Here is a 14,864-nt window from a genome sequence, read left to right on the forward strand (position 1 = left end):
GGGCTATTTTCTCACTCCCCATGTTTGTTTCTGCGGCGATTGAGGAGCGAGAATGAAAGTTTGTGGCGCTCGCCATGTTCGGGTATACTACTTTCCCGTCTTGGTTATTCCATCGTTTCACCCTAACTTCTCAGGTCCAGCATGACAACGAACTATATTTTTGTGACCGGCGGGGTCGTATCCTCTCTGGGTAAAGGCATTGCCGCAGCATCCCTGGCAGCCATTCTTGAAGCCCGTGGCCTCAACGTGACCATGATGAAACTGGATCCGTATATTAACGTCGATCCTGGCACCATGAGCCCGATCCAACACGGGGAAGTGTTCGTTACCGAAGACGGCGCTGAAACCGACCTGGACCTGGGTCACTATGAGCGCTTCATTCGTACCAAAATGACTCGCCGCAATAACTTCACTACCGGCCGTATCTACTCAGATGTCCTGCGCAAAGAGCGTCGTGGCGACTATCTGGGCGCAACCGTGCAGGTTATCCCACACATCACTAACGCTATCAAAGAGCGCGTCCTCGCCGGTGGCGAAGGTCACGATGTGGTGCTGGTTGAAATCGGCGGTACCGTCGGTGATATCGAATCCCTGCCATTCCTGGAAGCGATTCGTCAGCTGGCCGTGGATATCGGTCGTGAAAACGCGCTGTTCATGCACCTGACTCTGGTGCCATATATGGCAGCGGCGGGCGAAGTCAAAACCAAACCGACTCAGCACTCCGTGAAAGAGCTGCTGTCCATCGGTATTCAGCCAGATATCCTGATCTGCCGCTCCGATCGCGCGGTTCCGGCCAACGAACGTGCAAAAATTGCATTGTTCTGTAACGTGCCTGAAAAAGCCGTTATTTCAATGAAAGATGTCGATTCCATTTATAAAATTCCAGGCTTGTTGAAATCTCAGGGGCTGGACGATTATATTTGTAAACGATTCAGCTTGAACTGCCCGGAAGCAAACCTGGCCGAATGGGAACAGGTTATCTTCGAAGAAGCGAACCCGGCAGGCGAAGTCACGATTGGTATGGTCGGCAAGTACATTGAACTGCCAGATGCCTATAAATCGGTGATTGAAGCGCTGAAACACGGTGGCCTGAAAAACCGCGTAACCGTCAACATCAAGCTGATTGATTCGCAAGATGTGGAAACGCGCGGCGTCGAAATTCTGAAAGATTTGGATGCTATCCTGATCCCTGGCGGCTTCGGCTACCGCGGTGTTGAAGGTAAAATCGCTACCGCACGCTATGCGCGTGAAAACAAAATTCCTTATCTGGGCATCTGCCTGGGTATGCAGGTTGCGCTGATCGAATTCGCGCGTAACGTTGCAGGTATGGAAAACGCCAACTCTACGGAATTTGTGCCAGACTGTAAGTACCCGGTTGTGGCGCTCATTACCGAATGGCGTGATGAAGATGGCAATGTCGAAGTTCGTACTGAAAAGAGCGATCTCGGCGGCACAATGCGCCTTGGCGCACAGCAGTGCCAGCTTAGCGATGACAGCCTGGTCCGCCAGATGTACGGCGAGCCAACTATCGTTGAGCGTCACCGTCACCGCTATGAAGTCAACAACATGTTGTTGAAACCAATTGAAGCTGCAGGTCTGCGCGTTGCGGGCCGTTCCGGGGATGATCAGTTGGTCGAGATCATCGAAGTGCCGAACCACCCGTGGTTCGTTGCTTGTCAGTTCCATCCGGAGTTTACTTCCACGCCGCGTGATGGGCACCCGCTGTTTGCTGGCTTTGTGAAAGCCGCGAGCGAGTACCAGAAGCGTCAGAAGTAAGAAAAGTTAGAACGGCAACGCCCCACGAGGGGCGTTGTTTGTCTGGAGTTTTAGTTTAACTTGTACTGAGGAAAACCTAATGTCCAAAATCGTTAAAATCATCGGTCGTGAAATCATCGACTCCCGTGGTAACCCGACTGTTGAAGCAGAAGTACACCTGGAAGGTGGTTTCGTCGGTATGGCAGCAGCTCCATCAGGTGCTTCTACTGGTTCCCGCGAAGCACTGGAACTGCGTGATGGCGACAAATCTCGCTTCATGGGTAAAGGCGTACTGAAAGCTGTTGGTGCGGTAAACGGCCCAATCGCTCAGGCTCTGCTGGGTAAAGATGCTAAAGATCAGGCTGGCATCGACAAGATCATGATCGATCTGGACGGTACTGAGAACAAATCCAACTTCGGCGCGAACGCAATCCTGGCCGTATCTCTGGCAAATGCCAAAGCAGCAGCCGCTGCTAAAGGTCTGCCACTGTACGCTCACATCGCTGAACTGAACGGCACCCCAGGCAAATACTCCATGCCAGTTCCGATGATGAACATCATCAACGGCGGCGAGCACGCTGACAACAACGTCGACATTCAGGAATTCATGATTCAGCCAGTTGGCGCGAAATCCCTGAAAGAAGCCGTACGTATGGGTTCCGAAGTGTTCCACAACCTGGCTAAAGTTCTGAAAGCTAAAGGTATGAACACTGCAGTGGGTGACGAAGGCGGCTACGCTCCTAACCTGGGTTCTAACGCTGAAGCTCTGGCTGTTATCGCTGAAGCGGTTAAAGCAGCTGGCTACGAGCTGGGCAAAGACATCACTCTGGCGATGGACTGTGCAGCTTCTGAATTCTACAAAGACGGTAAATACGTTCTGGCTGGCGAAGGCAACAAAGCATTCACCTCTGAAGAATTCACTCACTTCCTGGAAGAACTGACCAAACAGTACCCAATCGTCTCCATCGAAGATGGCCTGGACGAATCTGACTGGGCTGGTTTCGCATACCAGACCAAAGTACTGGGCGACAAAATCCAGCTGGTTGGTGACGATCTGTTCGTAACCAACACCAAGATCCTGAAAGAAGGCATCGAAAAAGGCATCGTTAACTCCATCCTGATCAAATTCAACCAGATCGGTTCCCTGACCGAAACTCTGGCTGCGATCAAAATGGCGAAAGACGCTGGCTACACCGCTGTCATCTCTCACCGTTCTGGCGAAACTGAAGACGCTACCATCGCTGACCTGGCTGTTGGTACCGCTGCTGGCCAGATCAAAACGGGTTCTATGAGCCGTTCTGACCGCGTTGCTAAGTACAACCAGCTGATTCGTATCGAAGAAGCTCTGGGTGAACAAGCGCCGTACAACGGTCGTAAAGAGATCAAAGGTCAGGCATAAGCCCGATTTTCTCTGAGATAAAAATGCCAGCCCTCGGGCTGGCATTTTTTTTACTTAAAATCGACCGCCATTTGCTGTGGGATGGTCAGGCCTCGAGTGGTCTGCACGCAGCGGTCAATGTAGTCGGTGAAGCGGGGCGGCTTTGGCATCCCCATGCTCAGCAGCTTGTCGTTACTAAAGCGCACGTTCAGCGTTGCAAAGGCACCGTACAGGCGCATAGCCTTCAGCATCAGGCGCTCATTGCACGGGCCGAAAATGGTTTTCAGCTCGCGGCGCATTTTAACCAGCGTTTCATAGCTGACCTGAGCGTACCTGTCACCCACCGGCGCTTGCTCAAGCGCAGAGGCCATCGCGTTATCGATATCGGCAAAGCGGACGCTGTTCTCTTCGCCCGCTGAAATATGCACCACCTCCCCCTGCGCGACCGGTGCGGTTAGCAACATCAGCAGCGCGCTGGCGCAGTAGTCCACCGGAATCACATCAACACGGTCTTCCAAAGAACACATGAATTTTTGCAGCATCAGCCCCATGCTGAAGACCCAGAAAATACTGCTGGAAGGCTGGCAGCCGTGATGCGTATGCCCTACCACAATGGAAGGGCGAGCAACGACCAGCGGCAGCATCGGAAGTTGCTGCTGCATCAGCTGTTCGATGGTGGATTTTGAATGCGTGTACTCCACGAGGTGCTCCGCGCGCTCGCGAAACTCAGCGCTTTCAGCGACCAGAGAATCCGGCTCTGGCGAGCAGGACATTGCCGTACCGACGTGCAGGAAGCGCTGTAAGCCTTCTACCTGAGCCATGCGGCGCGCAAACTGCAATGTACCCTCTACGTTCACCTTCCAGATAAGCGGGTTACTGCCAAAAGAAGCCACGGCGGCACAGTTCAGCACGTGGGTCACGCTATCCAGGCGCGCATCAGCAAGGAAACCCTCCGGTGAAGCGAGATCGCCGAGCAGGATATTCTGTGAGGTAATCTGCGCGAGCTTCTTCTCTTCAATATTGAATTTACGTAAGTTATCCTTAACCCTGGCGACAGCGGCTTCACCGTTATTCGCGCGAACTAAAAGCAGTAAATTAACGCCGCTGTGGCTATTGAGGATTGCTTCTAGTGCCGCCCCGCCCAGAAAACCGGTAACGCCCGTGATTAATAATGTATTCATGAATACTGTCTCGTCATGTTTGGTTTGCGGATTCTAGGATCGGAAAAGTAAACGGCGATTAAATAAATAATGGGGGAGTAAAGGACGGTCTTAAGCTTATTTTAAGCTAACAGGCTAGCGCGAATTAGATTGGACATTTTGATATTGATAAAGATTCAATAAATTTAAAAAATGAATTTATATCATTGTTTTTAATGGTTTTAGTGAAGTGGTCAATTATTTCTTAACTGTAAAATAAAACATTTTTTGTTACATCATAAATAGTTTGTTGAAAGCAGTATAAATAACCCATAGCGGGCTAAGCTATGGGCTATTTATTAGATAAGCTTTTTAGATAATCAAATCGAGTAATAATACAATTAACAGACCGACAACGGAGTTAGTTAATTCTAAAAGACCCCAGGTTTTAAAGGTGTCTTTAATCGACAGTCCAAAATACTCTTTGAATAACCAGAAGGCGGCATCGTTGACGTGGGTCAGCGTGTTGCTCCCTGAAGCGGTCGCCAACACCATCAGCGCCGGGTCAACATTAAAAGTAGTAATCATTGGCCCGACAATGCCCGCCGCGGTAATGGCCGAGACGGTGCCCGCGCCGGTTGCCAGACGCAACAGTACGGTGATAAACCACGCCATAATCAACGGGGAGACCGAAGAAGTGCGCATCATATCGGCGATGTAATCACCCACGCCGGTATCCATGATGATTTGCTTGAATGCACCGCCAGCGCCGATGATAAAGACGACCAGCGCCACTTTTTCTATCGCCGTCGAATAGGAACTCATCACCTCGGTCATTGATTTACCGCGTGCGGTACCAAAAGCGTAGAGTGCGACCAGAACCGCTATCAACATGCTGACCTGTGCGCTGCCGATAAAATTCAGGAACGAGGTGATTCCGGTGTTGGCCGGAATAAACAGCTTAATGATGGTGACGCCGGTAATGATAATCGCCGGGATCAGTGGAACCAGCAGGCTGGTCGTAAACGACGGCATTTCGTCATCGCGAAAAACTTTTTGTGATTCCAGCAACTGCGGGATAGGGCGTTCAAGGTTGCCCAGCAGCTTTGGCAGCAGAATACCGGAGCAAATCACCGTTGGAATTGCGACGATAATCCCATAGATATAGACCATCCCCATATCGGCGTGGAACGCGGCGACCAATGCCGTTGGCCCCGGCTGTGGCGGGAACAGGCTGTGCGCGGTGGTGGCTGCCGCGACCATGGTGATGCCGAGCTTCAGGAACGGGATTTTTGCTTCGCGTGCGATACTGATAACCAGCGGTGCCAGGATCAGGAAGGCGACTTCATAGAACATGGCCAGGCCGAAGATAAGCCCGATAACCATAATGGCCCACTGGACTTTCTTCGGTCCAAAACTAGTGAGCAGCGTCGAAGAGACGCGCTGCGCGGCACCGGAATCCACCATCAGCTTACCGAGGATCGCCCCGAACAGAATGATCAGCGCCAGATGCCCCAGAGTGCTCCCCACGCCTGCCTCGATCGACTTGCCGATCGCTTCCAGCGGTAGACCTTCGCAGACCCCGACGAAAATAGCCGCCAGCAGCAGAGCCAGCATGCCATTGATCTTAAATTTCATATTGAGAATAAGTAGCAGTACAACGCCCAGGGCGACCCAGATCACCGGCAAGGCTTCAGCAAACGCGTTCATCCATTTTCCTTGTCAAAATTTATAATTGGTATGATATGTAGCCAGCGCAGGATAGTACCTATACAAATGTGTCATACCAATTTGATTGACGTAGCAACATGCTAAACGGTGAACCGAGACAAAATATCGGTGTAATCAAATTGTTAATTTCATAAAAATAGGCTGACTCATCACAGAAAATAGTGCGGCAGCCTTCAGATAAGATGCCCTGAGACGGTTGCGCAAGAAGTGCGAGGGATAGTTGACGCGAAGTATGCAATAATAACGGTTTACCACTACTGAAGAGTTGATGATGCAGTACCCGATTAATGAGATGTTCCAGACCCTGCAGGGTGAAGGTTATTTTACTGGCGTCCCCGCCATTTTTATTCGTTTACAGGGATGCCCGGTAGGCTGTGCCTGGTGTGATACCAAACATACCTGGGAAAAGCTTAGCGATCGGGAAGTTTCTCTGTTCAGTATCCTGGCCAAAACCAAAGAGAGCGACAAATGGGGCGCGGCGGGCAGTGAAGACCTGCTGGCGATTATTGGCCGTCAGGGTTGGACCGCGCGTCACGTGGTGATCACCGGCGGTGAGCCCTGCATCCACGATTTAACGCCGCTTACGGCACTGCTCGAGCAAAACGGCTACAGCTGCCAGATTGAAACCAGCGGCACACATGAAGTGCGCTGTACGCCGGGTACCTGGGTGACGGTGTCGCCGAAGGTGAATATGCGCGGCGGCTATGACGTGCTGTCGCAGGCGCTGGAACGTGCTGATGAAATCAAGCACCCGGTAGGCCGCGTGCGTGATATCGAAGCCCTGGACGAACTGCTGGAAACGCTGAGCGATGATAAACCGCGCATCATTGCGTTGCAGCCAATCAGCCAGAAAGATGATGCCACCCGTCTGTGCATTGAAACCTGCATCGCGCGCAACTGGCGCCTGTCGATGCAGACGCACAAGTATCTGAATATCGCCTGATTACCTTCGTAGGCCTGATAAGCGCAGCGCCATCAGGCAAACCCAGTGTACACCGCCGGATGGCGGCGTTGCCTTATCCGGCCTACAACCGATGATGATATTCGTCGCGCCGACTCCGGGGAACTCCCGGCGTCGCTTCGCTCGGCCGGGCTACGTGACGCGTTATTTCGCTGCGTCGTTCATTACCTTCGAGAAGGTATCCATCGGGCAGAAGCCGTTGGCGTCAACCGGGCAGCCTTTCAGCGACAGCGTGACGCGCTGCGGCGGCGTTTTCAGCGTTAGCGTATCGGCGTTACGCAGCTGTTCGGCGCTCTGATAGACATACTCAATCTTCATCAACTCCCGATTTTCTTTCGTATCATGCCAGCGCTGGAAAACAATTTTTCCGCCAATCGGCGTGCGCTCGTACTGTCCCGGCAGCGTGTAGGCGTCGAAATCAAGCGCCGTCAGCAGCGAGGCAATATTCGAGTCATGCCCGACCAGCACCGTGATTTTTGGCGTTTTCGCCGCTTCGGTGACCAGTGCATTATCGATATATTTCACCAGCGGTTTTGCGACGTTGCGCGCCACTTCCGGCGAGGTGAACAGGCTGTCCTGATAGCCGTTTTTGAGCTGTGAAAGCAGACGCCATTGCTTGTCGGTTTTGATTTCCCCCCATGCCACCTGGTCTAGCGGGAACCCTTCGTAATATTGCAGCGTAAACGCATCGACCAGCGAGTTACCCATCGCCAGCGGTCCTTTCACGCTAGGCTCTTTCTGGTAGTTAGCGCTAAAGCTGTCTTTTGCCTCGGTTAGCGAACACTGCTGTTTCTCTTTGCAGGAAGGAGAATCTTGATAGCGGGCAATCTGCGCTAGCAGCTTATAGCTCTCGTCGAGCTGTCTGGACTGCCGCGCTTTCTCCATCGCCTGAACCGCTTTTTCACGGAATGCTTCAGAGTCGTCGGTAATCACCGGGTTGAACGTGGGGTCCATGGTGCCCATTTTTTCCTGGTGGTGAACCACGACGTCGCAGCCGGGGAAGGCGCCGTTAATAAAGAACTGCGCGGTCGCGACGGTACGCTGCAGGCTATTGGCATAGGCGTATACCGTGTCTGGCGCCGGGCATTCACCGCTGGTGACCATGCCCTGCTGCGCCAGCCATTCACGCATATAGTGGCCCATATAGACTTCGAGCACGCCGCCTTTGGTCGTCAGTTGGCCGCCGGGGACGTCCCACTCAGGCCAGGCGTTCGGCGTTGACTGTTCGAGCACGCTACCGTTAGTGGCTAATGGTGCACGTAGATTATGGCGGCTCATCATCAGCACCTGCTGAAGCTGATAGCCTTCGGGTGGGGTTTCCGCCTGGCTCATTCCTGAGAACAATAACAGTGCCGGCATCGTTGCGGCGAGAAGCGTTTTCTTCATCCCTTATTCCTCACAATGTATTAACCAACCCAATGATTGTGACAGAACTTCGTCATTTTTCCTGGGCAGATAGCGCATTCTGAAAGATCAGGGAAATTAATGTGATAGGGGTAGCAGAAGAGGAAAACGGGGGAGGCGTGAGTCGACTCCCCGCTTGCAGGCGAATTTACTCGCCGCGATACACGCAGCCCGCCGTGCAGGTTTCTTTAACCATAACCGCGCTAAGCAGTGGAACAACCGGTTTTACCTGTTCCCAGATCCAGCGGGACAGCACTTCGCTGGTTGGGTTTTCGAGGCCCGGAATATCGTTCAGGTAGTAGTGATCCAGACGATCGTAGGTTGGCTTGAATGCCGCTTTCAGTTCGGCAAAATCCATGATCCAACCGGTGTGCGGATCGACTTCACCGGTTATCTCAAGACGCACCATAAATGAGTGGCCGTGCAGACGACCGCATTTGTGTCCTTCTGGCACGTGCGGCAGATGGTGGGCGGCTTCGAAGGTGAAATCTTTAAACAGTGTGGTGGACATCATGAACTCTCAGTCTTGCGGAAAAAAACGCCGCATAGTACCCGAATGCACATTTTTCTGCATTAACTAAAACGGCCAAATAAGCGACGAGTACAACTATTAATCTCCGTTATGATTATTCTTTAACTATATCAATGGCTTATTCAACCTGTTTTAGTGCTATTAACTACCAGGAAAACAGGTTAGTCCATTTGGTTATTTGATATTTCTATCACTTCTTTAATTGTTATTATCGACGTCGTTAACCTTACATTCAGTTCTGTTTTTCCTGATTAGAAACAGCTTTGCTACTGGAACATAACGACGCATGACAACACAGTCCCCCCCTTCAGCGTTGCTCCCGCTAAACCCGGAGCAGATGGCACGCCTTCAGGCGGCCACGACCGATTTATCACCAACCCAGCTCGCCTGGGTTTCCGGCTATTTCTGGGGCGTGCTTAATCAGCAGCCTGGCGCGGGCGCAGTGGCTGCCGCACCGGTCGCCGCAGAAGTCCCAAGCATTACGCTTATCTCTGCCTCGCAGACGGGCAACGCTCGCCGCGTGGCGGAAGCGCTGCGTGATGACCTGCTGGCCGCCAAACTGAACGTGAACCTGGTCAACGCCGGGGATTATAAATTCAAACAAATCGCGTCAGAAAAGCTGCTGGTCATTGTCGCTTCCACACAGGGTGAAGGGGAAGCGCCGGAAGAAGCCGTGGCGCTGCATAAGTTCCTGTTCTCGAAAAAAGCGCCGAAGCTCACCGATACCGCCTTTGCGGTGCTGGGCCTCGGCGACACGTCCTATGAATTCTTCTGCCAGGCCGGTAAAGACTTCGACAGCAAGCTGGCCGAGCTTGGCGGTGAGCGCCTGCTCGACCGCGTGGATGCCGACGTGGAATACCAGGCTGCCGCCGCCGAATGGCGCGCGCGTCTGGTTGATGTGCTGAAGGCGCGTGCGCCTGCTGCGCCATCCGTTCAGGCGGCGGCGAGCGGTGCGGTGAATGATATTCACTCCAGCCCGTACACCAAAGAAGCGCCATTAACGGCAACGCTTGCGGTGAACCAGAAAATCACCGGCCGTGATTCCGAAAAAGACGTACGTCATATCGAAATCGATCTCGGCGACTCCGGCCTGCGTTATCAGCCGGGCGACGCGCTGGGCGTCTGGTATCAGAACGACCCAGATCTGGTGAAAGAGCTGGTTGAGCTGCTGTGGCTCAAGGGCGATGAGCCGGTCACGGTTGACGGCAAAATCCTGCCGCTGGCCGACGCGCTGCAGTGGCACTTCGAGCTGACGGTCAACACCGCCAATATCGTGGAAAACTACGCCACGCTGACCCGCAGTGAATCTCTGCTGCCGCTGGTGGGCGATAAAGCGCAACTGCAGCAGTACGCGGCGACCACGCCGATTGTCGACATGGTGCGTTTCTCTCCTGCTCAGTTGGATGCCGATGCGCTGGTTGGCCTGCTGCGTCCGTTAACGCCGCGCCTCTACTCCATCGCCTCGTCGCAGGCGGAAGTCGAGAGCGAAGTACACGTGACGCTGGGCGTCGTGCGCTACGAGATTGAAGGCCGCGCCCGCGCCGGCGGTGCCTCCAGCTTCCTCGCCGACCGCGTGGAAGAAGAAGGCGAAGTCCGCGTATTCATCGAACATAACGACAATTTCCGCCTGCCGGCCAACCCGCAGACGCCGGTCATTATGATTGGCCCAGGCACCGGCATCGCGCCGTTCCGCGCCTTTATGCAGCAGCGCGCGGCCCATGGCGCCGAAGGCAAGAACTGGCTGTTCTTCGGTAACCCGCACTTCACCGAGGATTTCCTCTATCAGGTGGAATGGCAGCGTTACGTAAAAGAAGGCGTGCTGAGCCGTATCGATATGGCCTGGTCACGTGACCAAAAAGAAAAAATCTACGTACAAGACAAACTGCGCGAACAGGGCGCGGAACTGTGGCGCTGGATCAATGACGGTGCCCACATTTATGTCTGCGGCGACGCCAATCGCATGGCGAAAGACGTTGAGCAGGCATTGCTGGAAGTGATTGCTGAATTCGGTGCAATGGACATCGAATCGGCGGATGAATTTTTAAGTGAGCTGCGCGTTGAGCGCCGTTATCAGCGAGATGTCTACTAATGAGCGAAAAATACCCAGGGCCTTTAGTGGTCGAAGGCAAACTGACTGACGCCGAGCGCATGAAGCGTGAAAGTAATTTCCTGCGCGGCACCATCGCCGAAGACCTGAACGACGGTCTGACCGGCGGCTTCCACGGCGATAACTTCCTGCTGATCCGTTTCCACGGCATGTACCAGCAGGATGACCGTGATATTCGTGCTGAACGCGCCGAGCAGAAGCTGGAGCCGCGTCACGCGATGCTGCTGCGCTGCCGTCTGCCGGGCGGGGTTATCACTCCAACCCAGTGGAAGGCCATCGACAAATTTGCCGCTGATAACACCATTTACGGCAGCATCCGTCTGACCAACCGTCAGACCTTCCAGTTCCACGGCATTCTGAAGAAGAACGTGAAGCCGGTGCACCAGATGCTGCACTCCGTCGGGCTTGATGCGCTGGCGACCGCCAACGACATGAACCGTAACGTGCTGTGCACCTCTAACCCATATGAGTCAGAGCTGCACGCCGAAGCCTACGAGTGGGCGAAGAAAATTTCTGAACATCTGCTGCCGCGCACCCGCGCTTATGCGGAGATCTGGCTCGATCAGGAAAAAGTGGCGACGACGGACGAAGAGCCGATCCTCGGTTCCACCTATCTGCCGCGTAAGTTTAAAACGACCGTGGTGATCCCGCCGCAGAACGATATCGATCTGCACGCCAACGACATGAACTTCGTGGCAATTGCCGAAAATGGCAAGCTGGTGGGCTTCAACCTGCTGGTCGGTGGCGGTCTGTCCATCGAGCACGGGAATAAGAAAACCTACGCCCGTACGGCGAGCGAATTCGGCTATCTGCCGATTGAACACACGCTGGCAGTGGCGGAAGCGGTGGTGACGACCCAGCGCGACTGGGGTAACCGCACCGACCGTAAAAACGCCAAAACCAAATACACCCTTGAGCGCGTCGGCGTCGACGCCTTTAAGGAAGAGGTTGAGCGCCGCGCGGGGATCAAATTTGAGCCGATCCGTCCATACGAGTTCACCGGTCGTGGCGATCGGATTGGTTGGGTGAAAGGGATCGACAATAACTGGCACCTGACGCTGTTTATCGAAAACGGCCGTATTCTCGATTATCCGGGCCGTCCGCTGAAAACCGGTCTGCTGGAAATTGCGAAGATCCACAAAGGTGATTTCCGTATCACCGCTAACCAAAACCTGATCATTGCTGGCGTACCTGAAAGCCAAAAAGCGAAGATCGAGAAACTGGCGCGCGATCATGGGTTGATGAATGCGGTGAAACCGCAGCGTGAAAACTCCATGGCCTGCGTGTCGTTCCCGACCTGTCCGCTGGCGATGGCGGAAGCCGAACGTTTCCTGCCGTCGTTCACTGACAAAGTGGAAGATATTCTGGAAAAACACGGCATTCCTGAAGAACACATCGTGATGCGCGTGACCGGCTGCCCGAACGGCTGTGGCCGTGCGATGCTGGCCGAGCTGGGGCTGGTGGGTAAAGCGCCGGGTCGCTACAACGTGCATCTGGGCGGTAATCGCATGGGGACGCGTATTCCGCGTATGTATCGCGAAAACATTACGGAAACGGAAATTCTCGCTTCCGTAGACGAACTGGTTGGGCGCTGGGCGAAAGAGCGCGAAGCGGGTGAAGGCTTCGGTGACTTTACGGTGCGTGCGGGCATCATTCGCCCGGTGCTCGATCCAGCGCGTGATTTCTGGGAATAACCTGAATTGCCGGATGGCGGCATAAATGCTTTATCCGGCCTACCGCCTGCGTAGGCCTGATAAGCGAAGCGCCATCAGGCAAGGCATACCGCGAGGAACTTATGTCCAAACTCGATCTAAATGCGCTGAATGAACTGCCAAAAGTCGACCGCGTACTTCAGCTTTCAGAAACCAACGCCCAGCTAGAAAAACTGAGTGCCGAGGAGCGCGTGGCCTGGGCGCTGGAAAATCTGCCCGGCGAATACGTTCTCTCCTCAAGCTTTGGTATTCAGGCTGCGGTAAGCCTGCATCTGGTGAACCAGATTCGCCCGGATATCCCGGTGATCCTAACCGATACCGGCTATCTGTTCCCGGAAACCTACCAGTTTATCGATGAGTTAACGGACAAACTCAAACTTAACCTGCAGGTCTACCGGGCGAAAGAGAGCGCGGCCTGGCAGGAAGCGCGCTACGGCAAGCTGTGGGAGCAGGGCGTTGAAGGCATTGAAAAATACAATGACATCAACAAAGTTGAGCCGATGAACCGGGCGCTTACCGACCTTAACGCGCAAACTTGGTTTGCCGGTCTGCGCCGCGAGCAGTCAGGCAGCCGTGCTACGTTACCAGTGCTGGCGATTCAGCGCGGCGTCTTTAAAGTGCTGCCTATTATCGACTGGGACAACCGTACGGTGTACCAGTACCTGCAAAAACACGGTCTGAAGTACCATCCGCTGTGGGACCAGGGCTATCTGTCTGTGGGCGATACGCACACCACCCGCAAATGGGAACCGGGCATGGCGGAAGAAGAGACGCGCTTCTTTGGGCTTAAGCGCGAGTGCGGGCTGCACGAAGGGTAAGAATATTCTCGCGCAGCGGATTCACCGCTGCGCGTTATCAGCCTTGTCTGGCAATTAGCCCCGCGCTTTCGCCTTCGCCAGCTCACGCATCAGCGGCATCATCACCCGTACCACTTCACGGCTGCGGCGTTCAATACGCCCCGGCAGCGCTTTATCGAGATACTGTTGGTTGTCGATATGGGCGTTGTGCCAGCTGGTGCCGTCAGGGAAGCTCGCGCTTTTTGCTCGCTGCTGGTAGCCATCTTTTTTACCGAGTGACCAGTTCGTTGCCTCAACGGACAGCACCGGAATGCCCGCTTTATCGAAAATCTCAGCGTCGTTACAGCAGCCGGTCCCCTGCGGATACGCCGCATTCAGCCCGGGATTGGTCGCCGCGGAAATCCCGCGACTGTGGGCAATGGCCAGCGCGCGGTCACGGGTTAGTTTACGAACCGACGCTGGGGTTTTGACGCCGCTGTTGAAATAGATTTTATCGCCGACCACCAGGTTATCGAGGTTGATAACCAGCAGGGTGTTTTTCTTCTCGGCGCTGCTCATGCGCTTGAGTAAATTTTCCGCGCCGAGCTTACCTTCTTCTTCACCGCTGGTGGCGATAAAACGAATACCGTACTGCGTCGGAATACCTTTAAAGCGTTCTGCCAGTTCCAGCATCACGCCGAGACCCAGCGCATTGTCGTCAATACCCTGAAGCGTCAGACCGCCGAGGTTTTTCTCCACGTCGCTATCGCTGTGCGGGGCATAGGTGTCCAGATGCGCCATCACAATAATCTGCTGGGGTGATTTCCCTTCATGCGCCGCGATGACCGTGCTGCCGACAACGTTATGCCAGTTTTTACGGTTATCTTTGGTGGTGTAGATATAACGGCTATTAAAGGTACGGATATCGCTCTGATAACCCATCTGCGCAAACTGCTGACGTATATAGTCGGCAGAGAGCATTTCAGCTGGCGTACCGGTAATGCGACCCGGGAAATAAGTGGCGATATAGCGAGCTTGCGTATTAGCGATGGTTCCCATAGGCGCGGTGGCTGCCTGTGCGGGAAGGAGGGTGCAAACGCCGAGCGCCAGGGCTGCCATGCAGTGGCGCAGTGCGGAGAACATAGGAAGTCCTTACAACAGTGCAAAAAAATAGACGCGTCTAGTATGAAACCGTGAGGGGCATTACACAATTTCAAAAAGGCTTAAATGCTGGAAAAAAGAGGGTGTTAAGCACTTTTTGATATTTGCTTTTTCAGTTCGTTATTCCTTTGAGTAACAACTCATTCCTTTTCGTAATTTCATTTGGTCCGAACCTCCCCCTATAGTCCCTCTACTGCTGATTGTTAGC

At 53.8% G+C, this 14,864-nt stretch carries 11 protein-coding genes; 6 read left to right on the forward strand and 5 right to left on the reverse strand.

The features are described from left to right. The first annotated feature begins 141 nt into the window (after positions 1-141). Positions 142-1,776: a glutamine hydrolyzing CTP synthase gene (pyrG, locus tag ACH1XZ_RS14905; protein ID WP_035892851.1), complete on the forward strand. Its 1,635-nt coding sequence runs from the start codon at positions 142-144 to the stop codon at positions 1,774-1,776. Positions 1,777-1,855: 79 nt separating this feature from the next. Then, positions 1,856-3,154: a phosphopyruvate hydratase gene (eno, locus tag ACH1XZ_RS14910; RefSeq protein ID WP_035892853.1), complete on the forward strand. Its 1,299-nt coding sequence runs from the start codon at positions 1,856-1,858 to the stop codon at positions 3,152-3,154. Between the two features lie 50 nt (positions 3,155-3,204). On the opposite strand, the gene ACH1XZ_RS14915 is transcribed toward eno, so the two are convergent. After that, the gene (locus tag ACH1XZ_RS14915; RefSeq protein ID WP_395596177.1) at positions 3,205-4,314 is read right to left on the reverse strand and encodes an SDR family oxidoreductase; all 1,110 of its coding nucleotides are present in this window, start codon (positions 4,312-4,314) and stop codon (positions 3,205-3,207) included. Between the two features lie 330 nt (positions 4,315-4,644). Continuing rightward, positions 4,645-5,982: a gluconate:H+ symporter gene (locus tag ACH1XZ_RS14920; RefSeq protein ID WP_395596178.1), complete on the reverse strand. Its 1,338-nt coding sequence runs from the start codon at positions 5,980-5,982 to the stop codon at positions 4,645-4,647. A 292-nt stretch (positions 5,983-6,274) separates the two neighbouring features. On the opposite strand from ACH1XZ_RS14920, the gene queE reads away from it, so the two are divergent. Beyond that, positions 6,275-6,946 carry a 7-carboxy-7-deazaguanine synthase QueE gene (gene queE / locus ACH1XZ_RS14925; protein ID WP_395596285.1) on the forward strand — a complete coding sequence of 224 codons (672 nt, stop codon included), beginning with the start codon at positions 6,275-6,277 and terminating at the stop codon, positions 6,944-6,946. A 162-nt stretch (positions 6,947-7,108) separates the two neighbouring features. Here the strand turns inward: queE and agp are convergent, their stop codons facing one another. Both agp and queD read right to left on the reverse strand, forming a co-directional pair. Then, positions 7,109-8,350, reverse strand: a complete 1,242-nt coding sequence (agp, locus tag ACH1XZ_RS14930; protein ID WP_395596179.1) for a bifunctional glucose-1-phosphatase/inositol phosphatase — start codon at positions 8,348-8,350, stop codon at positions 7,109-7,111. A gap of 166 nt (positions 8,351-8,516) precedes the next feature. Next, positions 8,517-8,882, reverse strand: coding sequence for a 6-carboxytetrahydropterin synthase QueD (queD, locus tag ACH1XZ_RS14935; RefSeq protein WP_163446301.1), 366 nt, complete (start codon positions 8,880-8,882; stop codon positions 8,517-8,519). 304 nt (positions 8,883-9,186) lie between these two features. Here queD and cysJ point away from each other — a divergent pair, with 304 nt between their 5' ends. The 3 genes from cysJ to cysH all read left to right on the forward strand — a co-directional run bounded on the left by cysJ (position 9,187) and on the right by cysH (position 13,537). Next, the gene (cysJ, locus tag ACH1XZ_RS14940) at positions 9,187-10,989 is read left to right on the forward strand and encodes an NADPH-dependent assimilatory sulfite reductase flavoprotein subunit (protein WP_395596180.1); all 1,803 of its coding nucleotides are present in this window, start codon (positions 9,187-9,189) and stop codon (positions 10,987-10,989) included. After that, positions 10,989-12,701: an assimilatory sulfite reductase (NADPH) hemoprotein subunit gene (gene cysI / locus ACH1XZ_RS14945; protein WP_395596181.1), complete on the forward strand. Its 1,713-nt coding sequence runs from the start codon at positions 10,989-10,991 to the stop codon at positions 12,699-12,701. Before cysJ ends, cysI begins: the two co-directional genes overlap by 1 nt. A 101-nt stretch (positions 12,702-12,802) precedes the next feature. Next, a complete protein-coding gene (cysH, locus tag ACH1XZ_RS14950; RefSeq protein ID WP_395596182.1) occupies positions 12,803-13,537 on the forward strand; it encodes a phosphoadenosine phosphosulfate reductase in 735 nt (244 codons plus the stop codon). A gap of 54 nt (positions 13,538-13,591) precedes the next feature. On the opposite strand, the gene ACH1XZ_RS14955 is transcribed toward cysH, so the two are convergent. After that, the gene (locus tag ACH1XZ_RS14955; protein WP_395596183.1) at positions 13,592-14,638 is read right to left on the reverse strand and encodes an aminopeptidase; all 1,047 of its coding nucleotides are present in this window, start codon (positions 14,636-14,638) and stop codon (positions 13,592-13,594) included. Positions 14,639-14,864: the final 226 nt, after the last annotated feature.

Source organism: Kluyvera chengduensis (assembly GCF_044197065.1).
Lineage (GTDB): Bacteria > Pseudomonadota > Gammaproteobacteria > Enterobacterales > Enterobacteriaceae > Kluyvera > Kluyvera ascorbata_C.